Below are 25415 nucleotides of genomic sequence, written 5' to 3'. Positions count from 1 at the left end.
AGGGGTGATCAGATCGCCAGCGGGATAGGCGCTGTGCGCCTCACGATCAACGGGTGAAGGGCCGGCGCGGCGCAGATCAGGCTGGTTTGGCGCGGATCGGGGTGATTAAAGCGCCAGGCGCGCCCCATATGGTCGCTGACCCGGGCGCCGGCCTCCTCGGCGATCAGGGCGCCGGCGCAGACGTCCCAGTCCCATTTGGGGCTGATGGCGATGGCCGCGTCAAAGGCTCCGGCGGCGACCAGGGCCATCCGATAGGCCAGGGCGTTGCGCTTGGTGAAGCGCATTTCCGGCCAAGGTTCGGCCCATTCGCGCGCCTCCATCAAGCGGGCGTCGGCCAGAAGCTCGGCGTCTTCCAGGGTGTCGGTGTCCGAGGCGCTGATCGGGCGGCCCTGCAAACGGGCGCCGCCGCCTAAGGTCGCTTCGAACATCTCGCCCAGCATCGGGGCGTGGATGACGGCGGCGACGGGGCGACCCTCCTCGACCACGGCGATGGGCACGCACCACCACGGCTTATTCTTCATATAGGCGACGGTGCCGTCGATCGGATCGACGACGAAGATGCGCTTCTTGGTCAAACGCTCGGCGCTGTCCGCCGTCTCCTCGGACAGCCAGCCGTAATCGGGTCGGGCGCTCAGCAGCGTGTCGCGCAGCAACTGGTCCACCGCCAGATCGGCGCTGGTGACGGGCGAGCCGCCGTCCTTGGACCAGACCTTCAGTCCCGCCTCGCGATGCTCGAGCGCCAGCTTGCCCGCCGCCAAAGCCGCGTCGCGGATCAGTTCGAGGTCGGACAGAAGGTCGGTCATTTTCCGGCGATGGCCACCGCGTCGAACATCAAAGAGGGGCTGTTGAAGGAACCCCGGAACTCCAGATCCGATCCGCGCACCAGCCGGGCGTAGAGGTCGATCAGATTGCCCGCCACGGTCACTTCGCTGACCGGATAGGCCACCTGGCCGTCCTCGAACCAGAAGCCGGACACGCCCGCCGACCAGTCGCCGTTGTTGGCGTTCAGCGACGGGCCGAACATGGAGGTGATCAGCAGGCCCGAGCCGGCCTCAGCCATCAGGCCAGCCTTGTCGCGCTCGCCCGGCGCCAGATGCAGGTTGTGGGTCGAGACGCCCGACGGCCCGGCCAGCCCGCGCGAGGCGTGACCCGTCGAGGCCATCCCCAGCTGGGCGGCGGCGGCGGTGTTCAGCAGCCAGGTGGTGATGACGCCGTCCTCGACGATGTTGCGACGTTCGACCGCCACGCCCTCGTCGTCGAACGGGGTGGAGCCGAGGCCGCGCAGGCGGAAGGGGTCGTCGATCATGTCGACGCCGGCGGGCAGGACATGCTGGCCCAGCCTGTCCTTCAGGAAGGAGCTGCCGCGGGCGATGGCGGGGCCGGAGATGGCGCCCAGCAGGGGCGACAGGACCTGGGTGGCGATGCGGTTCTCGAAGATGACCGGGGCGGTGGTCGAGGCGATCTTGCGCGGGCCGACGCGAGCCACGGCGCGCTCGCCCGCCTTCAGGCCGATCTCGGCGGCGCCGGGCAGGTCGGACAGGTAGCGCGTGGCGCGGCTTTCGCCGCCGCGCTCCATGGCGCCGTCCTTTTCGGCGATGACGCCGACGCCCAGGGAGAAGGCGCTGCCCTTATGGCGACCGTCAAAGCCGTGCGAGGTGACCAGGCGCCATTCGCTGGCCGACCAGGAGGCGTGACCGCCTTCGGACTTGGACACGCCGGACACAGCCAGGGCGGCGGCCTCGGCCTCGGCGGCGGCGGCTTCCAGCGCCTCGGCGGTGCGCTCGGACGGGTCGAACAGGTCGAGGTCGGCGTGCGGGCCTTGCGCCAGCCGGTCCTGCGGCGCAAGCGAGGCGTAGGGGTCTTCGGGCGCCAGTTTCGCCATGGCCACGGCGCGTTCAATCAGACGGGCGCGGGTGGCGTCGGACAGGTCCGAAGCGGAGACCGTGGCCTGGCGGCGACCGATGAAGACGCGCAGCCCCAGATCGCGGGCCTCCTCGCGCTCGACCTCTTCCAGTTCGGCGTTGCGCACGCCGACGGAAAGGGAGGCGCGGTGGGCGGAAACCGCCTCGGCGGCGTCGGCGCCGGCCTTCAGCGCGGCGGCGACCAGATCATGCAGGATGTCGGGGGAGGGCGTCTGTGCGGACATGCCCCGATATGGCGGACCCGCCGCCGTATCGCAACCGGCCCGCCGCGCTTCAGAGAATCGACCAGCCGATCAGGCTGACCGCCGCCACCAGCAGGGCCAGCCAGGTCAGGATCATGCCGACCGAACGACCCAGCGACGGCCCTTGCTGGAACAGCAGGCCCAGGGCGTGGATCACCCGGCCCGCGAACAGCGTCCCGCCGACCGCATGGATCAGCAGGGCCGGCGCGCCGAGGAAGGCCAGAAGGATCAGGCCGCACATCCCGGCGGGGATGTATTCGGCCGCGTTGGCGAAGGCGCGGGTGGCGCAGACCAGCTCGCGCTCACCGCCGTCGCCGAACTCGACCATGTGCTTGCGGCGGCGGTTCACCACCACGCCGGACAGGCCGAACATCAGGAGGATCAGCAGGCCGCCCCACAGGGAGGCCGCCTGAATGGTCGGGATCAGGCTCAATTTTCACGCCCCACCGGATAGAGGCGGAAGCGCTGATCGTAGAAGGGCGTGCGCTCGTAGAACCAGGCCAGACGCGCGTCGCCGTCGGCGGCGAAGGCGGGCTCTGCCGCCAGCTTGGCCTCGAACTCGGCCTTCAGCGCGGGATCGGCGGCCAGCATCTTCTCGGCCAGGGGCGCGATGGCGTAGGCCTCGATGTATTCGACGCGGTTCAGCACCTCGGGGAACATGCCCCAGGCGAAGAAGCTCTCTGACGACTGCGGCTCCAGCAGCAGGATGGCGACGTCGCCCATCGGCTGATCGGTCGGCACGCGCACCGAGCCGATGGGGAAGGTCCAGTCCTTGGCTTCGGCGCGGACTTCGCCGACCGTGATCGGCACATGGCCTTCATTGGTGCGGCCCGAGACCTTGGGATCGATCAGACGCAGCATGTCGACGGCCACCGTGCGCGGCGCGGCCAGGGTCTCCATCTGCACGCCGTGGGTCTTCAGCCGCTCGATGATGTCGGCGCGATAGGACGGCACCCAGTAGGCGGTGGGGCGCTTCAGCGTCAGGGTCGGGCTGGAACCGTAGTAAGGCACCTGCCACAGCTCCGGGTCCGGCTGGCCCAGCCAGCGCAGTTCGGACCGGCCCGAGGCGGCGCTTTGATAAGTCTCGTAGAGGATGCCCTTGAACGGGCGGATGCGGATCGGCTGCTCGTCGCCGACGAAGTTGGCGGGCAGTTCGGCGGGACGCAGGGCGCGGTCGGCGCCGATGGCGGCGCGCAGGGACTGCGACTTGTCGGCCAGCAGCTTCAGGGCCTCCTCGAGGAAGACATAGGTGCCCAGAACCCGCTGCTCGTGCGGTTTCAGGCTGTGGTTCTCGATCAAGATGGTCGGGACGTGGGCCGCCGAGCCCCAGCCGTTGGAGTAGCGCTCGCCCAGACCGCCGTCGTTCATCCCCTTCTTCGGGTCGCGGTCGTCGATGGCGAAGACCAGTTCGCCGGGGATGTGGCCCTGGGCCTCCAGTGCGGCGTTCATGTCGGGCTTGAAGGCGTCGTCCAGCCATTGGGCGATGGCCGGGCTGCGGCTCCAGACGCCGTCCTCGCCGTTGTAGCCATAGGTGACGTCGTATTGATAATCGATGCCGTCGGTGACGTGAATGTCGACGTAGAGATCGGGGTTATACTTGTGGATCAGGCCCATGACGGCCTGCATCTCGGCCTGATCCAGCTTCATGAAGTCGCGGTTCAGGTTCTGATTGGTCGCCGTGTGACGCCAGCCCTGGTTGCGCGGTCCGCGCTGGTTGGGGCGGGAATAGGGGCTGGTCCGTTCATGCCCGTCCACGCTCAGGATCGGGATGAGGACCAGGTTGGCGCGGTCCAGCAGGCCGTCCTTGCCGTAGAAGGCCATGTCGCGCAGCAGCATCATGCCCGCGTCCTTGCCGTCGATCTCGCCCGGATGGATGCCGGCCTGGGCCAGCAGCACGGGCTTGGAGGGATCGAACGTCGCGCCGTCCTTGGAGGCGATGACGGCGTAGATGGGGCGGCCTTCCGGCGAGACGCCGAACTGCTCGATGCGGATCAGGTCGCTGGCCGCGTCCAGACGGTCGAACCAGGCGCGGGTGTCGGCGTAGCTGGGCGAGAAGTCATGGGCCGCATCGGCCTCGAAGGCCGTGACCCAGGGATCAGACGCGTCGCGCAGCAGGGCCTTGGAGGCGCCGTTCCACGTCGGCGCGGGCGGCAGGAAGGCCTGATCCCACGGCGCGACGTTGGAAACTGAGGTCGGAGTCTGGGACATGGCGGAACTCGATGCGAGCGCCGCGACGGCGGCGAGGAACAGGCTGATGCGCATGGTCCCTGTCTTCCGTCGTCACGGCCTCGCTTGCAAGTCCCTGTCAGCCTCGGCTGCGTTTGGCTTCCAATCGATCGATGGTTTCCTGCAGTTCCTGGCGGCGGGCGTTGTGGGAGCGCCATTCCTCGCGTTGGGCTTCGGTCAGGGTGCCGGCCGTGTCGGCGTCTTGAAGATCGGCGATTTTCACGTCGATCTCCGAGACCTCGTCCTGAGCGGCGTACAGACGGTCCTGCTCGGCTTCGGTGAGGCGCGGACGCGGACGCGGCGGGGTACGTTTCATGGCGCCCGATCCGACGCGCACCTGGGCGTCCGCTGATGAAGGCGCGCTCATGGCCACGGGCGCAGCGAGAAGAGCGGCGAGAAGGACGGGAAGAATGCGGGTCATTTTGCCTCCGGCGACTGGAAGGCGGAACGCTATGACGAGATTACAATCCCGTCATCTGAAAATCGTATTTGGAACACAATTAGGAAAACGTCCCTTTCTAAGGCGCGTCCAGGTTCAGGCGCCACTGACGATCGACCAGCCGCCGGCGGCCGCCAGGGCCGCCGCGGAGCGGGCCATCTGCCACAGGCTGTACAGCAGGACGACCGCCAGGGCGCCGACCGCCGCGCGACGCCCAGGAGCGAAGGCCGCCGTGGCGGTTCCCGCTACGAAGACGGCCACGCCGGTCCACAGTGGGACGGAACTGGCGATCTTGGCGAACGTCGCGTCCGCCTGCCCCAGGATGATGACCATGACGGCCACGATCAGGTTGGCGGCCAAGATGCAGCCGAACACCAGTTTGCGGTGGGCCCAGAAGTGGGCGTCCATGTCGATGCGCTCATGCGCGCCCTCGGCCGAGACGCGGGGGAAGGTGACGCTGGCCGCCACATAGAAGGTCGCGGCGATGCTCAGGCTGACCAGCAGCAGGAAGGTATTGAACGGCGCCCCGCGAAAAATGACCCAGGCTTGGTTCCAGAAGGTGGCGATGTCTATGGCCACGAACAGGGCCAGGGCCGGCGTCAACCAGCCGAAGCGGATGCGCTCGCGCTCGTGCAGCACCCGCGCGAAGCCGCCGACCAACTCGGCGACCGACAGGCCCAGCAGCAGGCCGTAGAAGCTGAAAAAGAATTCGAACGCGCTCAATGCGGCCCCCAGACCCTGTCTGGGGGCAAGCTAGACGGTTCCCCGCCGCCGCACCAGCGGGCGAGGGAGAAGGTCGGGCTTTAGAACTCTTCCCAATCCTGGATCGTAGGGACGACCGACAGACCGCGTCCGCCTACGGTCTTCAGGGCGGCGACGGGCTGGGGAGCGGGCGCAGGACGCGCCGCCGGGGCGGCTTCGGCGCTGATGCGGAAGCGACGCATCAGGTCGGCCAGGCTGGTGGTTTCCTGGGCCAGGGAGTGCGAGGCGGCGGTGGATTGTTCGACCATGGCGGCGTTCTGCTGGGTCATCTGATCCATCTGGTTCACCGCGACGTTGATCTCGCCCAGGCCGCTGGCCTGCTCCTTGGCAGAGGCGGCGATGCCGGCGACCAGGCCGCTGATCTGGGCCACCTCGTCGATGATGCGGGTCAGGGCCTGGCCGGTGTCGCCGACCAGTCGCACGCCCTGATTGACCCGCTCGGTGCTGGACCCGATCAAGGCCTTGATCTCTTTGGCCGCTTCAGCCGAGCGCTGGGCCAGGGCGCGCACTTCCGAGGCCACGACGGCGAAGCCGCGTCCGGCGTCGCCCGCACGCGCGGCCTCGACCCCCGCGTTTAGGGCCAGAAGGTTGGTCTGGAAGGCGATCTCGTCGATGACGCCCGTGATCTGGGCGATCTGCTGGGCCGAGGTCTCGATGTCGCGCATGGCGGTGACGGTTTCATCGACCACCTCGCCGCTGCGTTTGGCGTTATGGCGGGCGGTTTCCACGATGCCGTGCGCCCGTTCCGCGCCGTCCGAGGACAGGCGCACGGTGGCGGTGACCTCTTCCAGGGCGGCGGCTGTTTCTTCCAGGCTGGCGGCCTGTTGTTCGGTGCGACGCGACAGGTCGTCGGAGGCCTGGCTGATTTCGCCGGTGGTCGAGCGGATGCCGGCGGCGCTGTCGATGATCACCGTCATCGTCTCTTCCAACCGGACCATGGCCAGGTTGAAGTCGTCGCGCAGCTTGCGATAGTCCTCGGGGAATTCGGCCTGCAGACGATAGGTCAGGTCGCCGTCCGACAGACGCGACAAGCCCTGGCCGACCGCGGCGACGACGAAGCGTTGTTCCTCTTCGGCGGCCTGGCGGACGGCGTCGTTGCGCAGGCGCTCGGCCTCGGCGGCGGCGCGGTTCTGTTCCTGCTCTGCTCTCAGGCGGTCGGTGTCGGCCAACTGGTGGCGAAAGCCGTCGAGGGCGCGGGCGATGCCGCCCAACTCGTCGGCGCTCTCGGTGCCCTGCACGGGGGTTTCGTAGCGCCCGGCGTTCAGAGTGCTGACCGAGGCCGTCAGTCGAGTCAGCGGCTTGCGGACCACCCTGTCGATCACAAAGAAAAGGCTGGCCAGGACCAGGGCCAGAATGACCAGGCCGCCGACCATCATGGCGATCGCCAGGCGGTCGGACGGGCCGTTGATCGCGGCGGTGGGGATGTCGGTCACCAGACCCCAGGTGGCGTTCAGACCGGTCAACGGCGCCGGGATCACCAGACGCTCGATCGGCACGCCAGCCAGATTGCGTAGGCTATCCAGTTGCGCTGCCTTGCCGCTGCTTAGGACTGCACGCACCGCGTCGGCCTGACCTTCGGCATAGGGCTTGGTGCGCAGGGCGGCGTTCGGGTGCGACACCCAGGCGCCCGAGCTGGAGAGCAGCATGACCTGGCCCGAACCGAGCGGCTTCATCGCGCCGAGCAGGTTGGAGAAGTCGTTCAGGGCCAGGTCGAGACCGGCTACGCCGATCACCTTGCCGCCCGAGACGACCGGATAGGCGATAGAGGTCATCAGCACGGACTTGCCGCCGACATCCTCATCATAGGGCTCGACGATGGCCGGCTTGCCGGTGGTGAAGGGCTGGGTGAAGTAGGGCTCTTCGTAGTCCGTACTCTCCATCGGCGCCTGCAGGGTCGTCGTGTCGGCGTCATTCACCCAATAGGTCAGGAAGCGACCCGACGCGTTCGACCCCAGGTCGTCACGGCCCGCCATAGCGGCGTCCCGACCGTCGAAGGCGTCGGGGGCGGCCATGAACCAGCTGCCCATGACCAGGGGCGTGGCGCTGGCCGCGGGCTTCAACATGGCCACGACCGTCGCGCGGTCGCGCAGGCCGGTTTCGTGGGCCTCACCGATCATGTTCGCCATGGCGCGGGCGGTGGCCGAGGCCTCGGAGATCTGGCCGCTGACGTTGGCGACGGCGCTGTCGCCAAGGGCCTGAGCATAGTCGTGCGACAGGGCGCGCGCGACGCTGCGCGTGTTCTGCGACACCGCAAAGGCCGCGCAGAGCAGCAGAACGCCGGTGACGGCGCCGCCCGCCAGCAGCATTTTTCCGGCGACAGTCAGGTTCTTGAACACGCGCATCGGCTCTCCTCGATCATCGTCGGCTTACCGATGATAATGTTAAGGGGAGGCTTATCGCGGCCTTAGGGAGATTACGGTTCAGCGACCGCTCGGGCGGTTACTTCCAGATCGGCGTTCCGTCACCGGGCAGTCCGAGACGGTCCCACAGGTCGTTGACCCGCTCGACCACGGCCTCGTCCATGCGGATTTCCTCGCCCCATTCGCGCTTGGTTTCGGGCTCCCACTTGTCGGTGGCGTCCAGACCGATCTTGGAGCCCAGGCCGCTCTCGGGGCTGGCGAAGTCCAGATAGTCGATGGGGGTGTTCTCGATGACGGTGATGTCGCGCGCCGGGTCCATCTTGGTCGAGACGGCCCACATGACGTCCTTCCAGTCGCGGGCGTTGATGTCGTCGTCCACGACGATGATCCACTTGGTGTACATGAACTGGCGCAGATAGCTCCAGCAGCCCATCATCACGCGCTTGGCGTGGCCGGGATAGGCCTTCTTCATCGACACCACGGCGATGCGATAGCTGCATCCCTCGGGCGGCAGCCAGAAGTCGGTGATCTCGGGGAACTGTTGCCGGATGAGGGGGATGAAGACCTCGTTCAGCGCCTCGCCCAGCACGGACGGCTCATCGGGCGGACGGCCGGTGAAGGTGGTCAGATAAATGGGGTCCTTGCGCATGGTGATGGCGCTGACCTGGAAGACCGGGAACTTCTCGACCGAGTTGTAGTAGCCGGTGTGGTCGCCGTAGGGGCCTTCGTCCTCGAACTCGTCCAGCAGGACATGGCCTTCCAGCACGATCTCGGCCTGGGCAGGGACCATCAGGGGCACGGTCTTGCAGGGAACCAGCTCGGCCTTGGAGCCGCGCATCAGGCCCGCGAACTGATACTCCGACAGGGTTTCCGGCACCGGGGTCACGGCGGCCAGAATGGTCCCCGGATCGGCGCCGAGCACCACGGCGCAGGGCAGGGGCTCGCGCTTGCCCGCCTTCTTGTGCCGGGCGTAGTGCTGGGCGCCGCCGCGATGGGCCAGCCAGCGCATGATGGCCTTGTCCTTGCCCAGCACCTGCATCCGGTAGATGCCCAGGTTGAAGTCGTCCTCGCGCTCGTCGGACGGCCCCTTGGTCACGACCAGACCCCAGGTGATCAGGGGCGCGGGTTCGCCGGGCCAGCAGCCTTGAACGGGCAGGGCGGTCAGGTCGATCTGATCGCCCTTCAGCACCACCTCCTGCACCGGGGCCTTTTTCACCGTCTTCGGCCGCATGGACATGACGGTCTGGGCCAGGGGCAGCATCTCCATGGCGTCGCCGAGGCCGCGCGGCGGCGTCGGATTGCGCAGGAAGGCCAGCAGTTCGCCGACCTCGCGCAGCTCGCCCGCCGTGGTGCGTTGCTTGCCCTCCAGCGTCACGCCCATGGCGACGCGCTTCACCGTGCCGAACAGATTGGCCAGGCAGGGGATGGGGCTGATCGTGCCGTCCGGCATGACCGGCTTCTCGAACAGGACCGCCGGACCGCCGTTGCGCAGCAGCCGGGTCTGGATCTCGGTCATCTCCAGATGGGTGGAGACGGGCTCCGACACGCGGACCAGTTCGCCGTCGGCTTCGAGGGTCGCGATGAAATCGCGCAGGGACTTGTAGGCCATGGCTTCGCCTAGAGCTCGGCGTCAGCCAGTTGTCGCTCGAACATCGCGCGGGCGGCTGCGTACATCTCATGGTCCGAATGGAACACCTGCTCGTGACGGCTGCGATAAGCATCGTAGTCGTTGGCGCTTCCGTAGGTGGTGACATTCATCCGCACATCCGATGCGTGCGGCTTACCCAGCAGTGTTGCGAACAGGCGGATTGTTTCAGGGAAGCGTTCGCAAACGCCGACCGCCACGAAACTGTGGTCGAAAGCCATATGTGCAGTCTCGGGAGTCAGACTTTCAGGCATTTGCATCATCAGGCGAGTTATCGGCTGTTCTGCAACTTCGTCAGCGCGTCGTCCGAACCAAGTGTCAAACGAGGGATCGTCTTCCATCTCATCTACCGGATTGCCTGCGGACTTGATCATGTTCTTGAACCGCCACTCAGAGATGGCTCGGTCGAACGGATCGCGCATGATCGTGATGACCTGGTCGGCATCGGGATAATATTGATGGATCGCCGAGTCATTGCGACGGGTGAAGTGGCCGTGCACGCAAGCGTCTGCCTGGGCGTCGGTTCGCGTGAGAGGCGTTGCCCATCCGGGATAATGATTGTGCAGCCGTTCGCCAAACCAGTCGCCGAGTATGGCCCTGAACGATGTTCCTGCTGTCTTGGGAATATGAAGCGAGACTAGGAGCTTGGCCGGGTCATAGCGCTTGGGCCCTGCAGCGGAGGAAGAAGCAGCGGAAACGATCATGAAGCCGCTTTTAAGCCATTCTGCGGTGAAGGCCAGCGCTTGGCTTTGGCCTTTGACTGTTCGGCCAAGACTTCGCCCAGTCGGCCGCCGTTACACTCATTGACGATTAATAGGCCGCCGTTGCGGAGCAGCCGCGTCTGGATCTCGGTCATCTCCAGATGAGTGGAGACGGGTTCGGCGACGCGAACCAGTTCGCCATCGGCTTCGAGGACAGCGATGAAATCGCGCAGGGACTTGTAGGCCATGCGCTGACGCCTAGGCGGACGCGCGGCTTCTGTCACGCCGTCCGAAGGTGCGATCAAGCGTCACGATCGTCAGCCCGACGATCAGGAAGAAGATCAACAGGCCGACGAAGTTGACCAGCACCCGCGCCAGACCCAGCGCGCCGACGTCCACGAAGGGATAGGGCCACCAGCCGCTCAGCGCGCCGTGGATCAGGGTCCAGCCGCCATAGACCAGCGGAAAGATCAGCCATCGGGCCGGATCGCCCCACTTCAGACGCCCCTTGGGCGCGAACAGCAGCCAGTCCAGCACGAAGGCGGCGGGCATGACGTAGTGCAGCAGGGTGTTGCCCAGCAGGGCCAGACCCTGAGGGTTCCAGGTCGGGGCCAGCAGGACGTGGTACACCACCCCGACCACCACGATGTACATGGCCAGGGCCGCGCGGACCGCCTCGCCCGCCAACCAGCGCCCCGCCCGGCTGTTCGGCGCCACGACCGGCGCCGTCAGGGCCAGGGCCACCAGACTATTGCTCAGTATGGTGAAATAGCTGAAGAAATTCAGCGACAACTCGGCCGGGCTTTGACCGGGGTTGTCCGCGAGTGTCACTCCGTACTGCAGGGCCACGGCGAACCACCCGACGCAGGCGAAAAGGGCGCGATAGAGACGGGCCATCAATAGCCCGGCGTATCTGACACCAGCGCCCACACTGGCAGGTGCAGGGCGCGGGTGGCCGCGTCGATGCCGGCGGAATCCAGATGCTCGCGGCCCGCCTCGATGCGGCGCAGCGCCTCGGGCGTCAGGTCGAGGGCGGCGGCCAGATCGTCGGCCCCCACGCCCCGGTGGTCGCGCCAGCGCCGGATGCGGGCGCCGACGACGGCGTCCATCGGATCAATCCCCGGAAAGCCCAGAACCGAACCCATGGCGTCCTCCCTGACGCGAGCGTTCTATGACGCCGTTAGGTCAGGCATCCTGATCCCATTGGAAGGCCGCGTCCAGCCAGTCGCCCAGACGACCGTCGGGGCGCGCCAGATCGTGAATACGGGCCATTTCATCCGCCGACAGTTCGAAGTCGAAGATGTCGAAATTCTCGGCCGCGCGGCTTCCCTTGGCCGTGCGCGGAATGGCGATGACGCCCTGCTGGATGATCCAGCGCAGGGTGATTTGTCCGTTGGTCTTGCCGTGGGCTTTGGCGATCTCGCCGATCACGGCGTCGTCGGCGATCTTGCCTTGGGCCAGCGGCGACCAGGCGGTGATGGAGGAGCCGAGTTCGCGCGCCGTCTCGATCAGGGTCTTCTGCGACAGGTAGGGGTGATACTCGACCTGATTGGTCACCAGCGGCGCCTTGGACAGGGCCGCCGCCTCACGGAACAGGGCCGAGGTGAAGTTCGACAGGCCGATGTGGCGGGTGAAGCCCTTTTCTTGCGCCGCGTTCAGGGCGCCGATGGTCTCGGCCAGAGACGGCGTCGGCTTGGGCCAGTGCAGCAGCAGCAGGTCGGGCGTGAGGCCCAGGCTGATGGCGGACTCTTCGGCCTGACGCAGCAGGGCGTCGCGGTGGAAATGCTCGACCCAGATCTTGGTGGTCACGAAGATCTCGTCGCGGGCCACGATGCCCTCGGCCACGGCGTCGGCGATGCCGTCGCCCACGGCCTTTTCGTTCTTGTAGATCCAGGCCGTGTCGATGTGGCGATAGCCGATGCGCAGGGCTTCCAGCACCATGCGCCGCGCATCGCCGGCCTCCAGCTGCCAGGTGCCGAAGCCCAGCAGCGGAATCTCAACACCAGAGGCGATGACTGTGGGTTGGTCCGAATAGGGCATGGGAGGCTCCGCGCGATCAGGGAGCGCCGGATATAGGCGCCGGATCAGGCTTCGCCATTCTCAAGCCAATGGAAAATCCGGTCCCACAGAGGCTCCATGCCCTTGCGGAAGGCGCCCTCGTGGCCGATGCGGCGCGCACCGAAGTCCGCGGGCGCGTGGACGCTGATTTCGGACGGGGCCTTGGGATAGACCGTCAGCAGGTCGCGCGCGGTGTTCGGCGTGGCGATGGGGTCGTCGGTGAAGATCCACGACCGGATCGGGGCGGTTACGGCCTCATAGTGATGGGGCCGTAGGGTCGTCTCCAGTTCGCGCGAGAAGTATTCCCGCTTCAGGCACCAGCGCCGCCAGGTGGTGAAGACCCCGCGCGGCAGGTCCGTCCCGGCCCACAGGCCGCCGCCCTTGATATAGCCGTGTCGCAGCAGGCTGAGCGGGCCGAAGCCCAGCCAGAAGAAGAGCTCCAGCGGATTGTAGGACCGGTGGTGCCCGCCCCACCAGCCGGTGCCGACCGAGACGAAGGCGTGGCGGTCGATGCGATCCTGATTGTGCATGAAGCCCAGGAAATGCCCGCCGACGCTGTGGCCGACATGGACGACGCGCAGGCCCGGCGCCGCCCTGATCAGGGCGTCCAGGGCGGCGGGCATGTCCAGCCGGCCCCAGTCGGGATAGTCCATCGCCATGGCCTTCAGATCGTCGGGCCGCGACCCGGCGATGCCGCGAAAATCATAGGTGAGCACCGCCGCGCCCCGCTCGGCCAGATGCCGGGCGAACCGTTCGTAGAAGCCCTTGGGAAAGCCGGTGCCGGACGAGACCAGCACGGCGAGGCGCGGCTCCGCCGCCGACACCAGCCGCATCGACAGCGGATAGCCGTCGGCGGCGGGGGCGATGAAATCGCGGGTCACGAGCTCGGTCATCTGGTCCGTCCTGTTTAGAAACGAACTCTAGGCGATTGACGCGAGGTCAGGTCAATAGGCGAGAGCGTTGCCGTCCTTGCGCATTTCGGTCGCCGCGCCATAGGTCCAGCGGCCCTGGGCGTTGATCTGCTTCATGACGTTCTGATAGCCGCCGAAGCCGCCGTCGGGCGGGCCGAGATCCCAGCCCATTGCGGTCAGTTGCTGCTTGGTCGCGTCCGGCACGCCGGATTCCAGATGCAGCTTGCCGACGCCCTCGGCGGGCTGGCCGGTCGGCTCGGACGAGCCGTAGTGCTGCCAGCGCGGGCTATCGCCGGCCTGCTGCGGATCGAGGCCGTAGTCGACCATGTTGATGATGATCTGGGCCTGGCCCTGGGGCTGCATGCCGCCGCCCATGACGCCATAGGCCAGCCACGGCTCGCCGTCCTTGCAGGCGAAACCGGGGATGATGGTGTGGAAGGGCCGCTTGCCCGGTGCATAGACGTTCGGGTGGCCGTCGGTCAGGGCGAACAACTCGCCCCGGTCCTGGAACATGAAGCCCAGCGTCCCGCCGTTCGGGCCGTCGGGCGTCAGGCCCGAGCCCATGCCGCGATAGTTGGACTGGATCCAGCTGACCATCATCCCGTCCTTGTCGGCCACGCTGAAATAGGTGGTGTCGCCTTGCGTTGGCGCATCGCCGGGGAAGACGCGGTCCATGACGCGGTCCGGGTTGATCAGCCTGGCGCGCTCGGCGGCATAGGCCTTGGAGTTCAGCCAGGCGGTCGGGGCCTTGCTGAAGCGCTCGTCGGCGAAGTAGCGGGCGCGGTCCTCGAAGGCCAGACGCTTGGCCTCGGCCTGGATGTGGATGGAGGCGGCGGACTGGAAGCCCATCCCCTTCAGGTCGAACTGCTCGCAGATGTTCAGGATCTGGTTGGTCGACAGACCCTGGGTGTTCGGCCCCAGCGAATAGACCTCGACCCCGCGATAGGTGGTCATCAGCGGCTCGACCCATTCGGTGCGGTGGGCGGCCAGGTCGGCGCGGGTCATCCAGCCGCCGATGCGCTTGAAATAGCGCTCGATATGGTCGGCGATGGCGCCGTCATAGAAGGCGTCGCGGCCCCCCTCGGCGATCATCCGATAGGTGCGACCCAGATCGGGGTTGGCGAAGACCTCGCCCGTCTTCGGCGTGCGGCCGTGGGGGCGATACACCTTCTTGCGGTTGTCGTTCTCCTCGATCTGGGCGCTGGCGCGGTCGAAGCCGGCCATGTTGCGTTCCAGATACCAGGCGATGACCTCGGGCACCGGCACGCCCTGTTCGCACAGTTCGGCGACGGGGATCAGGACGTCCTTCCACGGCAGCTTTCCGTAGCGCCGGTGCGCGCTCCACCAGGCGTCGACCGTGCCGGGCACGTTGACGGTGACGGCGCCGTACTTGGGCAGGTAACCGTCCACGGCTTTCGAGCGCGCGGTCGCCAGCGACAGGCCGCGAGGACTATTCCCCGAGCCGTTGAAACCGACGACCTTTTTCTGGGTCGGGTCCCACATCAGACAGAAGGCGTCGCCGCCGATGCCGTTGGCGGTCGGCTCCAGGAAGCCCAGGGCGGCATTGATGGCGATGGCGGCGTCGATGGCCGAGCCGCCGCGCCTCAGGGTGTCCAGACCGATCAGGGTGGCGGCGGGATGGGCCGTGGCCGCCGCGCCGTTGGCGCCCCAGACGGTCGAGCGGCCGACGAACTTGGGCCCGATCACCCGGTCGCCGATGCCGACACCCGCATAGGGATCGGCCGGGCGACGCGTGGGGGCGGCTGTCGTATTGGCGGGCGCAGGGCCGGCCGTCTGGGCGGCGACAGAACCAGCTCCGGCCAAAAGGGCGCCCGCAGGCAGGCTGGAAAGGAAGGTGCGGCGACGCATGACGAAATCCCCCGAAAGCTGACGGCCGCATCAAGAACCGGGCGCGGCTCGGGGGCAAGCGTCCGATGAGGTTCAGCTTACGAATTCGGGCAAAGAAAAAGGGCCGTCCCCGGAGGAACGGCCCTGATTCATGAGAGCGGAGGTTGGTCCTACTCGATGTCTTCGTTCAGCAGGCCGACCTTGTAGAAGCCGTTTTCCTGAAGCTTGTTCATGACTTCCATGAACTGGTTGTACTTCACTTCCGGCTGGGCGCGGACGAAGACGCGCTCTTCGCGGCAGTCGGTCGTCACGGCCTGGGCGGCGCAGACGTCCGCCGGCAGCTTCTCAACAGTGGTTTCCTGCTCGGCGATGTAGATGCTGCCCGATTCCTGGATCGTGATGTACACGGGTTCCTTGGGCTTGTCGGTCGGCGCCGGCGGGGTCGCCGGCGGCAGGTCCAGCTTGATCGACACGGTGGCCAGAGGCGCGGCGACCATGAAGATGATCAGCAGCACCAGCATGATATCGACGAACGGCGTGACGTTGATGTCCGCGTTCTGTTCGATCGTTTTGCCACCCTGGCCCGCGGGACCGGAAAGTTTAGAGCCCATACGCCGTCGTCTCCATCACGGCTCGCATTCTTCGGCGAGCAGCACTCAAAGGTATGGATCGTCTCTTGGCGTCCCGCGCCGGGCTTGTAAAGCCGTCTTGCGTGACGAATTCGCGTCAGAGGGCAATAAGATTGCATAACCGGTCGTCTCGCAGCTGCGAGACGACCGGTTCAAACCCCTCGGTCAGCCCCGCGCCAGCTTGAGGAAGCGGTCGGCCAGGGCCGGGTCGTCCTTGAAGGCGCCGGTGAAGCGGGTGGTGATGGTGGTGACGTGGCGGTGATGCACGCCGCGCGTGGTCATGCACTGGTGCGCCGCGTCCAGCAGGACGGCCACGCCGCGCGGCTGCAGGTGCGATTCGATGGCCTCGATGATGTCGTTGGTCAGCGTCTCCTGGTTCTGCAGGCGACGGGCGAAGATCTCGACCACGCGCGCCAGCTTGGAGATGCCCACGACCTTCTCGCCCGGCAGGTAGGCGACATAGGCCTTGCCGAGGAAGGGGGCCATGTGGTGCTCGCAGTGGCTCTCGATCTCGATGTCGCGCAGGATGACCATGTCGTCATAGCCAGTCACGTCCTCGAAGGTGCGCGACAGCTCCTTGCCCGCATCGGCGTCATAGCCGTCGAACCATTCGCCATAGGCGTCGACCACGCGCTTGGGCGTGTCGATCAGGCCGGGACGCGAAGGATTGTCGCCCGCCCAGGCGATCAGCGTGCGCACGGCCTCCAGCGCCTGCTCGCGGCTGGGGCGCACGACGGCGGTCTCTTCGGTGACGAGGACGGGCTTGGCGGGCGAAGTGCTCATGAACTGATCCAGCGGGGCGGGGAGACCGCCAAGGCTACCTTTTACCAATCAAGTATGACTGTGTATCAGGCCGCTATATGGGACACGTCGTCCGTCCCGCAAGAAAACTCGCAAAAGACTGTCACCCATGCCGTTGCACATCCACGACACCCTTCGCCGTGAAAAGCGCGCCTTCACGCCGCGCGATCCGAACCGGGTGACGCTCTATGTCTGCGGTCCGACGGTCTATGACTACGCCCATATCGGCAATGCACGTCCGCCAGTGGTGTTCGATGTCCTGGTGCGGCTGCTGCGCCGGACCTATGGCCCGGACAAGGTCGTCTACGCCCGCAACGTCACCGACGTGGACGACAAGATCAACGCCAAGGCCGCCAAGGAAGGCGTCGGCATCGGCGAGATCACGGCCCGCTATGAAGCCGCCTATCTGGCCGACATGGGCTTGCTGAATGTCAGCCCGCCCGACATCGCCCCGCACGTCACCGACTACATCGAGGCCATCACGGCCCAGATCCAGGCCATCATCGACGCCGGCAACGCCTACGCCGCCGAGGGTCATGTCCTGTTCGACGTCGCCTCCTATCCATCCTATGGCGCGCTGTCGGGCCGCAATCTGGACGACATGATCGCCGGCGCCCGCGTCGAGGTCGCCCCATACAAGAAGAACCCGCACGACTTCGTCCTGTGGAAGCCGTCCAAGGCGGATGAGCCGTCCTGGCCGAGCCCATGGGGCGAGGGCCGTCCCGGCTGGCATATCGAGTGCTCGGCCATGATCGAGAAGACGCTCGGCCTGCCCATCGACATCCACGGCGGCGGCATCGACCTGGTCTTCCCGCACCATGAGAACGAGATCGCCCAGGGTGTCTGCGCCCACGGCCACGCCCATGGCGATCAGGCGCATGACGAATACGCCCGCTACTGGATGCACAACGGCTTCCTGACCGTGGACGCCGAGAAGATGTCCAAGTCGATCGGCAATGTCCTGCTGCTGCACGATCTGGTGAAGGCCATGTCGGGCGAGGTGGTGCGCTGGGCCTTGCTGAGCGCCCACTATCGTCAGCCGCTGGACTGGAACCAGACCCTGCTGGACCAGTCGCGAAAGAACCTGGACCGCCTCTATGGCGTCCTGCGCGACGCCGACGCGGCACTGGTCGGTTTCGAAGACGCCACGCTGGACGAGGCCGAGATGGAACTGGCCGAGAACGCCATGGACCCGGTGCTGGACGCGCTGGAGGACGACCTCAACACGCCGGGGGCCATCGCCCAGCTGTTCGGGCTCGGCAACGCCCTGCGCGACCTGCTGAACGACGCCGAGGCCGACATCAATGATGTGGCCATGGCACGCTGGAGCCTGACCGAAGCCGCCGGGCTTCTGGGCGTGCTGGCCCTGACGCCCGACGAATGGTTCGAGGGCGGCGATCCGGCGCTGAAGGCCGAGGTCGAGGCTCTTCTGGAGCAACGCGCCGCCGCCCGCGCCGAAAAGAACTGGGGCGAGGCCGACCGCATTCGCGACCGGCTCAATGAACTGAACGTCGTCGTCATGGACGGCCCGCAAGGCGCGACCTGGCGGGTGAAGGGGTAAGCTCGAATCTCCCTCCCCTTCATGGGGAGGGTGGCTGAGCCCTCAGGGCGAAGTCGGGTGGGGGCGCTTCGGCTTTTCCGATGCCGCGTCTTGTATCGCCTTGCCCTCGTCATGAAGGGGAGGGAGAGGCGTGAGCGTTACCGCGCCTTGCGGATCAGCTCGTCCGCCAGCACGTCGGTCAGATAGCCGTCCGCGATCCGTCCGTTGGCCTGCTGCCAGCGACGCAGGGCGGCGCGGGTGTTCGAGCCGATGACGCCGTCGACGCCCTGGGTGTCGAATCCCATGCGCGTCAGGGCCGTCTGGGCGCCGACGCGCTGTTCGCGGGTCAGGGGGCCGTCGTTGGGCCAGGTCGCGGTCAGGGCGGGCTTGCCGGCCACGCCATCGGCGATCAGGCCGATGGCCAGGGCATAGCTGACCGAGTTGTTGTAGCGACGGATCACATAGTGGTTGGGCAGGGCCAGGAAGACCGGCCCCTTGGCACCCTGCGGCAGCAGGATGGTCGCGCCCTCGGCGGCTTCATCGGCGTTCAGGGCCACGCCATTGGCCAGGCGCACGCCCCGCCCCGACCAATAGGCCCAGTTGTGCTTGGGCCCCTCGGCCTGACTGTAGTCGAAGTCAGCGGGCAGGGTGACCTCATAGGCCCAGCCTTGGCCGCGCTTCCAGCCGGCCTGGGCCAGCAGGTTGGCGGCCGAGGCCAGAGCATCCGCGTCCGAGCCCCAGATGTCCACCTTGCCGTCGCCGTTCTGGTCCACGCCCAGCTTCAGATAGCTGTCGGGCATGAACTGGGTCTGGCCCATGGCGCCCGCCCAGCTGCCCTTCAGGCCGCTGCGGGCGCGCTTGCCGTCCACGACGATGTCGAGGGCGTTCTTCAGTTGGTCCTCGGCCCAGGCGCGGCGGCGGCCGTCATAGGCCAGGGTGGCCAGCGAGCGGATGACGTCGAAGTCGCCCTGAACCTGACCGAAGGCGCTTTCTTGAGCCCAGACACCCAGCAGGATCTCGGTGGGGACGCCGAATCTCTGGGTCACTTCCCAGGGCACGCGATCGACGCGCTGACGGGCCATGCCGATTCGGGCGGGGGCCGTCGCGCTCTGGATATAGGCGCCGGCCGGGCGCGAGAACTCGGGCTGGTTGCGGTCCAGACGGACGACGCTGGCGTTGGGCGTGACGCCGTTCAGCTCACGCGAATATTCCCACTTACGGGCGCCGCCGAGACGATCGAGGAAGCTCTTCTTCCAAGCCTCGAAGCTGGCCTGGTCATAAGCGTCGGACAGGTCCGTGGCCGCAGGCGGGGCGGTCGGCGCCGGCGTGGCGGGCGCGGGCTCGACGACGGGCGGCGGCGCGGGCTGGGGCTGTGGCGGCGTCGGAACCATGGGCGCGCAGGCCGCAACAGAACCAATCAGGGCAAGACGATAGGCGATACGCATGACCACAGGCTAACGCCCCCGAATTCCACGACCAATCACAAGCGCGCGAAGCCAAGAGGGGTTTCCGTGAAAAGGGTTAAGTCCACGCTAACCATTCATGACAGTAAGCCCTTAAGGAACATCGTTTTACGTTTTGGCTCCCTTGGACACGGCCTGGTGGCGGAGGGGCGACGCGCCGGACGTGCATGTCCGGAGACCCTCCGTTCAACTCGGAGGCCAGGCCTCCAGCGGAATCCCCGTGCGGAATGTTGACGAAAGGCCGGGGCCTCTCTATACGCACCGCTCCGCCGCAAGGTCCTGTCCGCAGGTTCTTCGCGCATTTGTTTTTGACCGCCCTCACGGGCCTCCAATCTTCGGGACGTCCGACCATGAAGGTCCGCAGCTCGCTCAAGTCGCTCAAGGGTCGCCACCGCGACTGCAAGATCGTTCGCCGCAAGGGCGTGGTCTATGTGATCAACAAGACCGACCCGCGCTTCAAGGCCAAGCAAGGCTAAGAACCGCGTCGGCGCCTTCGATGGCGCCGCGGTTACGACATGCAAAGGCTGCGGGCTTCGCCTGCAGCCTTTTTCGTGTCCGACGCCCCGCCTCGGAAACGGACGCGATTCGTCCCTGAGGCCCCTTCGGGCGATTCCTTTCTTGCCCTGTCGCCCCCCGGTCTGCTTGAGAGTGGGGTCACGGTCGCCCGCCGGCCAATTCAAGTTTCGGAGCTTTCCTCATGGCCGACGACGCCCCCGCCTTTGACGCCGCCTCGGATGTCCTGACCGCCACGGCCCAAGGCCGTCTGCGTTCGATCATCGAGCGGCTGGAGCGCCTCGAAGAGGACAAGCAGGCCGTCATGGTCGACATGAAGGAGGTCTTCGCCGAGGCCAAGGGCGAGGGCTATGACGTCAAGGTCCTGCGCAAGGTCCTGCGCCTGCGCAAGCAGGACAAGGCCAAGCGTCAGGAAGAAGAAGCGATCCTGGACCTCTACCTGTCGGCCCTCGGCGAGATCTGAGGGAGGCGGGCCTGAAGCGCACGTCCTTCAAGCCCCCCAGCGACCGCCCTTCACGCTCAAGCAGCCTGAAGGGCGGCGACGCATCCAAGCTGCGCTCCAGCGGCTTCAAGAGCAGCGGGCTGAAGGGCGAAGACGCCTCCAAGGCGCGCTCTCCTGTCTCGCGCTCAAGTAGCCCAAAGGGCGGTAGCGCCCTAAAGAAGAAGCCTTCGCTGTCTCCCTGGGAGCAGCAGAAGGAAGCGGCGAAGCGCTCCGCGCTGAACGCTCTGAAACGCGCCCGCCGCTCGGCCGAGAAGGCGGGCGTTTCGCTGTCCGAATGGGAGGGCGACTTCCTCGATTCGGTAGGCGAGCGAATCGAGACCCACGGCCGCGCCTTCGCCGACCCCGAAAAAGGCGTCCCCGGTCAGGCCTTCTCGACCATGCAGGGCCGCAAGCTCAAGGAAATCACGGCCAAGGCCAACGGCGAGGAGACGCGGCCGTGGATGCGCAGGGCGAAGAAGGCGCAGGAGTAGAGGCGGCGCAGTCTTCTCTCGGTCATTCCGGGACGCGCAGCGAACCCGGAACCCAGACGCCCGACGCGTCTCCGCCCTAGCCATTGGATTCAGCGCCTGGGCCCCGGATCGTCCCTCCGGGCCGTCCGGGGTGACGGGTTATGGGCTGCGCGGCGATGGCGGCTATCGACCCGTTGCGGACGTTCATGCGCCGCTGGCTAAACTCTGAAAAAATCTAGATCGTCAGTCAGTTCTGCCAGCACGGATGTACAAAGGTGGAGCACGTCGTGTTTCGTTCCGTCTGGCGTTTCGACTACCACAGTTTCGGGCATGTCTGACCAAGTCGTACCGTCCGAAAAATAACTGCCATCACTGAATGCCGCACCCCTGCCCTTGGTGAGGTGCTCTGCACGCAATCCTATCAACTCAGGCCTAGGATGGCGGGTCAACTCGACGTGCTTACCTGCGTTCGCGATGGCTCGAACCGTGTGAAAATTGGGTATCTTCTCAGCGATCTCATATGCAATCTCGTGCGCCTTCGCGCCTCTGACATGAGCCACCACGTCGGCAAAATGAAACAGAATAATGCAGCACGAAATCGCTAACTCATAGCTGGTCGGCTCAGCCTGAAAACGGCGCAACAGAGGTTTCGCCAGATCGTCGATGTAAATTTGCGGGTTCGAAAACGCCATGTGCTTGCAATAGCTGCTTCCAGCCGCCGACAACAGTCGGCTTACCACCCTTAGCGGCTCTTCAGTAGGTTCGTTTCACCGCCGCCCTACTTAGTGCTCCATGGCCGTACGGCTCCGCTTTTGACGCGAGCAGCCTGTTCGCGCTGGAAGCGGCCGCCGCGCGGGGGCTTGGGACGGGCGGCGATGGCTTCCTGCTTTTCACGCAGGGCGCGCTGGATCGGGGTCTCGGTCGGAGCCTCATCCGCCGGGGCGGGAGAGGCGGACTGGTCGTCGCTATGGTCGCTCATGACCTCAGCCTAGCACGTCCTCAGCCCGCTTCCTTCAGCTGCTCTTCCAGCCCCTGTTCGCGGACCTTGCGGTACAGGGTCGAGCGGCCGATGCCGAGGCGTCGGGCGATCTCGCTCATGTGGCCGGAATAGACCTCGATGGCGTGCTGGATCAGGTCGCGTTCGATCTCTTCCAGGGTGCGGACGTGGCCGCGTGCGTCGATGATGCGCACCGGGCTGTCGGCCTGGGCCTCGGCGCCCGCTTCGCTAGGGGGCGTCTCGGCGCGCGCGTGCGAGACCACGGGGTTCAGCGGCATGGCGATGCCCGAGATGGCCGGGAAGTCGTGCGGCTGCAGCAGCGGCGAATCGGCCAGCACCAGGGCGCGATAGATCGAGTTCTCCAGCTGACGCACGTTGCCGGGCCAGTCATAGCCCTGCAGGAGAGCCATGGTCTCGACGGCGCAGCCGGCGACGCGCTTGCCTTCTTCCACGTTGAAGCGGGCGATGAAGTGCTCGACCAGGGCCGGGATGTCCTCGCGCCGTTCGCGCAGGGCCGGGGCCTCGATCGGGAAGACGTTCAGGCGATAGAAGAGGTCCTCGCGGAAGGCGCCTTCCTTGACCTGCTGGGCCGGGTCGCGATTGGTGGCCGAGACGATGCGGACGTCGACCTTGACCGCGCGTTTCGATCCGACCGGGTCGACCTCGCCTTCCTGCAAGGCGCGCAGCAGCTTGACCTGCATGTCCAGCGGCAGTTCGCCGATCTCGTCCAGGAACAGGGTGCCGCCATTGGCCTCCATGAACTTGCCGGCGTGCTTGTCGACAGCGCCGGTGAAGGCGCCCTTCTCGTGGCCGAACAGGATGGACTCGACCAGATTGGCGGGCAGGGCGCCGCAGTTGACCGCCACGAAGGGCTTGCCGGCCCGGTCCGAGGCGCCGTGCAGGGCGCGGGCGATGACTTCTTTGCCCACGCCGCTCTCGCCGGTGATCAGCACCGGGATGCCGGACTTGGCGGCGCGCACGCCCAGGGCCTTGACCATGCGCATCGGCGGGCTGTCGCCGACGATGTCGTCGAACGAGGTGCGGCCCGAGACATGTTTCTTCAGACGGCCGATCTCGGCCGACAGCTGGGTCAGCTGCAGGGCATTGCGCACGCCGATCAGCAGACGTTCCGGCCCGACCGGCTTGACGAAGAAGTCCTGGGCCCCGGCTTGCATGGCCTTGACCACGGTCTCGATGCCGCCGTTGGCCGTCAGGACGATGACCGGCACCGCCACCCCCGCCGTGCGGATTTCGGCCAGGGTCTCCAGACCCGACAGGCCGGGCATGACGAGATCCAGCAGCACCACGTCGGCGCCGCCGCCCTTGGTCAGGCGGTCGATGGCCTCGCCCCCGCTCTCGGCGTGAACGACGGCATAGCCTTCGCGGTCGAGCACCGCCTGAATCAGGCGGCGCTGCGTGGGATCATCGTCGACGACCAGAACGGTCTTGGCCATGTGAAACACACCCTAAATCATCACCGGAACGGCCGTCCTCGTTGCTCGGGATCGGCTCGCTTCGAGCACACCCTAGACCAAAGGGGGTGAAGATCGGGTTTCGGAGAACTGAGTCAGGGGTTAACGGGCGAGATGATCGGCGGGCAATCGATGCGGGCCTGGCGGTGCGCGGTGGCTGCGCCAGCTTCAGGTCCGGCCAGGGCGACGGCACGGGCGCGACGTCCGGCGACTTGAGGAACTCGCGGTGGTCGGCGCCGCGCGGGCTGACACAGGCGTCGGCGCGGTAATCGGCCTGAGGTTTCCAACTGCCGGCCTCGGCCGCGAACAGGGTGATCTGGAACCGCGTGGCCAGCAGGATTTCGTCGCGCCCGTCGCCGTTCATGTCGCGCATGACCGCCACGCAGTCCTCGGTTCCGCTGCAGGCGAAGCGCGGGTCGCCGCTGGAGACAGGGGCGTCGAACCCTTCAGGCAGGACGGCGCCCTTGGGCCAGGCGGTGATCCGGGGGTGGCTCGGCGGGGTGGCGCGTTCGTCATCATAGCGCGACGTGGACGCCTGCGCCCGCTTGGCGCGAGCGGCGATGTCGGCGTCCCTGGACCGGGCCAGGGACGCCAGCGCGCGCTGGCCGGTTCGGCCTGCATTCCACCTCAGGAAGCTGTAGTCGAAGTCCGCCGCGCTGACGGCGCCGCGCTTCAACCGGGCGACCTGATCGCCGACCGACAGGCGGGCGGGGTCCAGCAGGGGGCTGAACAGGGCCAGGATGACCCCGACCGTCAGGACGGCGGCGGCGACATTGGTGCGCTCCAGCGGCTTCATCCACGCCGTCGTCTTCCAGAAGGGCGACAGCGCGGCCCAGCCGTAGCCTGCCGCATAGACGAGCCCGACCAGGGCGCAGGCCGCGGCGATGATCCGATCCGGCGTCAGGCCGTGTTGGCCGATGCGCAAGGACAGACCCCAGACGGCGATCAGGATCAGCGGCGTCAGAAGAACCGCCGCCACCCGCACGGCCACACGCAGCACGACGGGCGGCAGGTTGTCCTCGCGTCCGTCCTGATAGGCGGTGTTGATCAGGATGATCAGGGCGGCGGCCGCCGACAGCACCAGGGCCGTGGCGCTGCCCGTCTTCCACAGGCCGTCCAGCCCGGTGAAGGGCAGGGCGATCAGGAAGCCCGCCACCAGCACCGTGATGACCAGCAGCAGCCAGGACAGCAGCATCAGGGCCACGGTCCGCACGCCCCGGATCAGACCGCTGCGTACATCTGTCAACTGCACCGCCACAGCGAAGACCAGGCAGGTGACGGGGATGGCGAACCATTCCTCGCCGATCAGGTCGGACAGGAAGCTGAGGCCGATGATGCGGAACAGGGCCGCACCGAGGAAGAGCAGCAGCCAGAAGGCCCCGGTGAAGCCCAGCGACAGGACCAGTTGCACCCCCGCCTTCCACGCCGTGTCGAAATAGTCGTCGAAGTCGGCGATCCACTGGCGGCTCGTGACCGCCGGGACGATGAGATGGTGGGCGATGAACAGGGCGGCGGCGCTGAAGGCGACCACAGGGAAACGCAGATAGGGCGGCCGGAAGTGGTCGCTGGCCTGCTGCGCGGCGTCATGCCAGCCCAGCAGGGCTAAAACTGCGGCGGCGACCACGCCCCAGAGCGCCAGCCCCTTGACCGACAGCCGTCCGACCCCCGCAAGCAGCATGATGGGCGTAAAGGCGCAGGCCAGAACCAGGGCCGCGAACAGCGGCGGATTGGTCGCGGGCCAGGTCAGGGCGTCGTGCGTCGCAATGCTGCGATACAGACTATAGAGCAACAGCCCTTGCGCCAGACCGATGCCGATGCGGGCGACGGCCAATCCCCGCGCGCCATCCAGCGAGGCGCGGCCGGTCTGGTCGTGGAACGGGTCGGTCATGGCGTGGCCCCTTCAGCTTTGCGGGCAGGGTGGACCGGACTGGGCGG

Annotated in this window: 25 protein-coding genes and 1 pseudogene; 4 read left to right on the top strand and 22 right to left on the bottom strand. The window is 66.8% G+C overall.

Annotated elements, in window-relative coordinates; all coding sequences use genetic code 11:
- Positions 1-8: 8 nt before the first annotated feature.
- From RTY13_RS00670 to folE, 17 genes and pseudogenes are all read right to left on the bottom strand, one after another.
- Positions 9-803 (bottom strand): 3'(2'),5'-bisphosphate nucleotidase CysQ, encoded by a 795-nt coding sequence (locus tag RTY13_RS00670; RefSeq protein WP_312780420.1) that lies wholly within the window; start codon positions 801-803, stop codon positions 9-11.
- A complete protein-coding gene (locus tag RTY13_RS00665; RefSeq protein ID WP_312780419.1) occupies positions 800-2146 on the bottom strand; it encodes a metallopeptidase TldD-related protein in 1347 nt (448 codons plus the stop codon). The genes RTY13_RS00670 and RTY13_RS00665 overlap by 4 nt, the downstream gene beginning before the upstream one ends.
- 49 nt (positions 2147-2195) lie before the next feature.
- Entirely contained in the window at positions 2196-2597 is a 402-nt protein-coding gene (locus RTY13_RS00660; protein ID WP_312780418.1) for an MAPEG family protein, read from the bottom strand.
- The gene (locus tag RTY13_RS00655) at positions 2594-4372 is read right to left on the bottom strand and encodes a M14 family metallopeptidase (RefSeq protein WP_312781750.1); all 1779 of its coding nucleotides are present in this window, start codon (positions 4370-4372) and stop codon (positions 2594-2596) included. The genes RTY13_RS00660 and RTY13_RS00655 overlap by 4 nt, the downstream gene beginning before the upstream one ends.
- Before the next feature lie 97 nt (positions 4373-4469).
- On the bottom strand, positions 4470-4811 hold the full coding sequence (locus RTY13_RS00650) for a hypothetical protein (RefSeq protein ID WP_312780417.1): 342 nt from the start codon (positions 4809-4811) through the stop codon (positions 4470-4472).
- 114 nt (positions 4812-4925) lie between these two features.
- Entirely contained in the window at positions 4926-5552 is a 627-nt protein-coding gene (locus RTY13_RS00645; RefSeq protein WP_312780415.1) for a hypothetical protein, read from the bottom strand.
- An 80-nt stretch (positions 5553-5632) separates the two neighbouring features.
- Complete coding sequence (locus tag RTY13_RS00640; protein ID WP_312780413.1) at positions 5633-7933, bottom strand: methyl-accepting chemotaxis protein; 2301 nt, start codon at positions 7931-7933, stop codon at positions 5633-5635.
- 97 nt (positions 7934-8030) lie between these two features.
- A complete protein-coding gene (locus tag RTY13_RS00635; protein ID WP_312780412.1) occupies positions 8031-9560 on the bottom strand; it encodes a UbiD family decarboxylase in 1530 nt (509 codons plus the stop codon).
- A gap of 8 nt (positions 9561-9568) precedes the next feature.
- Positions 9569-10300 carry a sulfotransferase family 2 domain-containing protein gene (locus RTY13_RS00630; RefSeq protein ID WP_312780410.1) on the bottom strand — a complete coding sequence of 244 codons (732 nt, stop codon included), beginning with the start codon at positions 10298-10300 and terminating at the stop codon, positions 9569-9571.
- A 95-nt stretch (positions 10301-10395) separates the two neighbouring features.
- Positions 10396-10545, bottom strand: a pseudogene (locus tag RTY13_RS17665) (hypothetical protein); the annotation flags it as partial.
- A gap of 10 nt (positions 10546-10555) precedes the next feature.
- Entirely contained in the window at positions 10556-11194 is a 639-nt protein-coding gene (locus tag RTY13_RS00620; protein ID WP_312780406.1) for a Pr6Pr family membrane protein, read from the bottom strand.
- Positions 11194-11442, bottom strand: a complete 249-nt coding sequence (locus tag RTY13_RS00615; protein ID WP_312780404.1) for a helix-turn-helix domain-containing protein — start codon at positions 11440-11442, stop codon at positions 11194-11196. The genes RTY13_RS00620 and RTY13_RS00615 overlap by 1 nt, the downstream gene beginning before the upstream one ends.
- Positions 11443-11482: 40 nt before the next feature.
- Entirely contained in the window at positions 11483-12337 is an 855-nt protein-coding gene (locus tag RTY13_RS00610; RefSeq protein ID WP_312780403.1) for an aldo/keto reductase, read from the bottom strand.
- A 44-nt stretch (positions 12338-12381) separates the two neighbouring features.
- A complete protein-coding gene (locus tag RTY13_RS00605; RefSeq protein ID WP_312780402.1) occupies positions 12382-13248 on the bottom strand; it encodes a serine aminopeptidase domain-containing protein in 867 nt (288 codons plus the stop codon).
- Positions 13249-13299: 51 nt separating this feature from the next.
- Positions 13300-15135 (bottom strand): gamma-glutamyltransferase family protein, encoded by a 1836-nt coding sequence (locus RTY13_RS00600; RefSeq protein ID WP_312780401.1) that lies wholly within the window; start codon positions 15133-15135, stop codon positions 13300-13302.
- Between the two features lie 149 nt (positions 15136-15284).
- On the bottom strand, positions 15285-15725 hold the full coding sequence (locus RTY13_RS00595; protein WP_312780400.1) for a biopolymer transporter ExbD: 441 nt from the start codon (positions 15723-15725) through the stop codon (positions 15285-15287).
- A gap of 183 nt (positions 15726-15908) precedes the next feature.
- Complete coding sequence (gene folE / locus RTY13_RS00590) at positions 15909-16526, bottom strand: GTP cyclohydrolase I FolE (protein WP_312780399.1); 618 nt, start codon at positions 16524-16526, stop codon at positions 15909-15911.
- Positions 16527-16653: 127 nt separating this feature from the next.
- On the opposite strand from folE, the gene cysS reads away from it, so the two are divergent.
- Entirely contained in the window at positions 16654-18105 is a 1452-nt protein-coding gene (gene cysS, locus RTY13_RS00585) for a cysteine--tRNA ligase (RefSeq protein ID WP_312780398.1), read from the top strand.
- Positions 18106-18242: 137 nt separating this feature from the next.
- Here the strand turns inward: cysS and RTY13_RS00580 are convergent, their stop codons facing one another.
- Entirely contained in the window at positions 18243-19529 is a 1287-nt protein-coding gene (locus RTY13_RS00580) for a lytic murein transglycosylase (protein ID WP_312780397.1), read from the bottom strand.
- Between the two features lie 368 nt (positions 19530-19897).
- Between RTY13_RS00580 and ykgO the strand changes: the two genes are divergently transcribed.
- From ykgO to RTY13_RS00565, 3 genes are all read left to right on the top strand, one after another.
- A complete protein-coding gene (gene ykgO, locus RTY13_RS00575; RefSeq protein WP_006274063.1) occupies positions 19898-20023 on the top strand; it encodes a type B 50S ribosomal protein L36 in 126 nt (41 codons plus the stop codon).
- A 221-nt stretch (positions 20024-20244) separates the two neighbouring features.
- Positions 20245-20523, top strand: coding sequence for a DUF2312 domain-containing protein (locus RTY13_RS00570; protein WP_105562911.1), 279 nt, complete (start codon positions 20245-20247; stop codon positions 20521-20523).
- A 209-nt stretch (positions 20524-20732) separates the two neighbouring features.
- Positions 20733-21032, top strand: a complete 300-nt coding sequence (locus RTY13_RS00565) for a hypothetical protein (protein ID WP_312781749.1) — start codon at positions 20733-20735, stop codon at positions 21030-21032.
- A gap of 197 nt (positions 21033-21229) precedes the next feature.
- Here the strand turns inward: RTY13_RS00565 and RTY13_RS00560 are convergent, their stop codons facing one another.
- The 4 genes from RTY13_RS00560 to RTY13_RS00545 all read right to left on the bottom strand — a co-directional run bounded on the left by RTY13_RS00560 (position 21230) and on the right by RTY13_RS00545 (position 25368).
- Complete coding sequence (locus RTY13_RS00560) at positions 21230-21703, bottom strand: hypothetical protein (protein WP_312780396.1); 474 nt, start codon at positions 21701-21703, stop codon at positions 21230-21232.
- 86 nt (positions 21704-21789) lie between these two features.
- Complete coding sequence (locus RTY13_RS00555; protein ID WP_312780395.1) at positions 21790-21990, bottom strand: hypothetical protein; 201 nt, start codon at positions 21988-21990, stop codon at positions 21790-21792.
- Positions 21991-22010: 20 nt separating this feature from the next.
- On the bottom strand, positions 22011-23462 hold the full coding sequence (locus RTY13_RS00550) for a sigma-54 dependent transcriptional regulator (protein ID WP_312780394.1): 1452 nt from the start codon (positions 23460-23462) through the stop codon (positions 22011-22013).
- On the bottom strand, positions 23431-25368 hold the full coding sequence (locus tag RTY13_RS00545) for a DUF4153 domain-containing protein (protein ID WP_312780392.1): 1938 nt from the start codon (positions 25366-25368) through the stop codon (positions 23431-23433). The genes RTY13_RS00550 and RTY13_RS00545 overlap by 32 nt, the downstream gene beginning before the upstream one ends.
- Between the last annotated feature and the right edge of the window lie 47 nt (positions 25369-25415).

Source organism: Brevundimonas sp. (assembly GCF_032055285.1).
GTDB lineage: Bacteria > Pseudomonadota > Alphaproteobacteria > Caulobacterales > Caulobacteraceae > Brevundimonas.
The sequence above is the reverse complement of the archived record's forward strand: the minus strand, read 5'-3'. Positions and strand labels throughout refer to the sequence as shown.

What these genes read in the sequence shown, in the direction of transcription:
- RTY13_RS00670 (WP_312780420.1), bottom strand. Translation starts at nt 803, where the DNA reads ATGACCGACCTTCTGTCCGACCTCGAACTGATCCGCGACGCGGCTTTG.
- RTY13_RS00665 (WP_312780419.1), bottom strand. Translation starts at nt 2,146, where the DNA reads ATGTCCGCACAGACGCCCTCCCCCGACATCCTGCATGATCTGGTCGCC.
- RTY13_RS00655 (WP_312781750.1), bottom strand. Translation starts at nt 4,372, where the DNA reads ATGTCCCAGACTCCGACCTCAGTTTCCAACGTCGCGCCGTGGGATCAG.
- RTY13_RS00650 (WP_312780417.1), bottom strand. Translation starts at nt 4,811, where the DNA reads ATGACCCGCATTCTTCCCGTCCTTCTCGCCGCTCTTCTCGCTGCGCCC.
- RTY13_RS00640 (WP_312780413.1), bottom strand. Translation starts at nt 7,933, where the DNA reads ATGCGCGTGTTCAAGAACCTGACTGTCGCCGGAAAAATGCTGCTGGCG.
- RTY13_RS00635 (WP_312780412.1), bottom strand. Translation starts at nt 9,560, where the DNA reads ATGGCCTACAAGTCCCTGCGCGATTTCATCGCGACCCTCGAAGCCGAC.
- RTY13_RS00630 (WP_312780410.1), bottom strand. Translation starts at nt 10,300, where the DNA reads ATGATCGTTTCCGCTGCTTCTTCCTCCGCTGCAGGGCCCAAGCGCTAT.
- RTY13_RS00620 (WP_312780406.1), bottom strand. Translation starts at nt 11,194, where the DNA reads ATGGCCCGTCTCTATCGCGCCCTTTTCGCCTGCGTCGGGTGGTTCGCC.
- RTY13_RS00615 (WP_312780404.1), bottom strand. Translation starts at nt 11,442, where the DNA reads ATGGGTTCGGTTCTGGGCTTTCCGGGGATTGATCCGATGGACGCCGTC.
- RTY13_RS00610 (WP_312780403.1), bottom strand. Translation starts at nt 12,337, where the DNA reads ATGCCCTATTCGGACCAACCCACAGTCATCGCCTCTGGTGTTGAGATT.
- RTY13_RS00605 (WP_312780402.1), bottom strand. Translation starts at nt 13,248, where the DNA reads ATGACCGAGCTCGTGACCCGCGATTTCATCGCCCCCGCCGCCGACGGC.
- RTY13_RS00600 (WP_312780401.1), bottom strand. Translation starts at nt 15,135, where the DNA reads ATGCGTCGCCGCACCTTCCTTTCCAGCCTGCCTGCGGGCGCCCTTTTG.
- RTY13_RS00595 (WP_312780400.1), bottom strand. Translation starts at nt 15,725, where the DNA reads ATGGGCTCTAAACTTTCCGGTCCCGCGGGCCAGGGTGGCAAAACGATC.
- folE (WP_312780399.1), bottom strand. Translation starts at nt 16,526, where the DNA reads ATGAGCACTTCGCCCGCCAAGCCCGTCCTCGTCACCGAAGAGACCGCC.
- cysS (WP_312780398.1), top strand. Translation starts at nt 16,654, where the DNA reads ATGCCGTTGCACATCCACGACACCCTTCGCCGTGAAAAGCGCGCCTTC.
- RTY13_RS00580 (WP_312780397.1), bottom strand. Translation starts at nt 19,529, where the DNA reads ATGCGTATCGCCTATCGTCTTGCCCTGATTGGTTCTGTTGCGGCCTGC.
- ykgO (WP_006274063.1), top strand. Translation starts at nt 19,898, where the DNA reads ATGAAGGTCCGCAGCTCGCTCAAGTCGCTCAAGGGTCGCCACCGCGAC.
- RTY13_RS00570 (WP_105562911.1), top strand. Translation starts at nt 20,245, where the DNA reads ATGGCCGACGACGCCCCCGCCTTTGACGCCGCCTCGGATGTCCTGACC.
- RTY13_RS00560 (WP_312780396.1), bottom strand. Translation starts at nt 21,703, where the DNA reads ATGGCGTTTTCGAACCCGCAAATTTACATCGACGATCTGGCGAAACCT.
- RTY13_RS00555 (WP_312780395.1), bottom strand. Translation starts at nt 21,990, where the DNA reads ATGAGCGACCATAGCGACGACCAGTCCGCCTCTCCCGCCCCGGCGGAT.
- RTY13_RS00550 (WP_312780394.1), bottom strand. Translation starts at nt 23,462, where the DNA reads ATGGCCAAGACCGTTCTGGTCGTCGACGATGATCCCACGCAGCGCCGC.
- RTY13_RS00545 (WP_312780392.1), bottom strand. Translation starts at nt 25,368, where the DNA reads ATGACCGACCCGTTCCACGACCAGACCGGCCGCGCCTCGCTGGATGGC.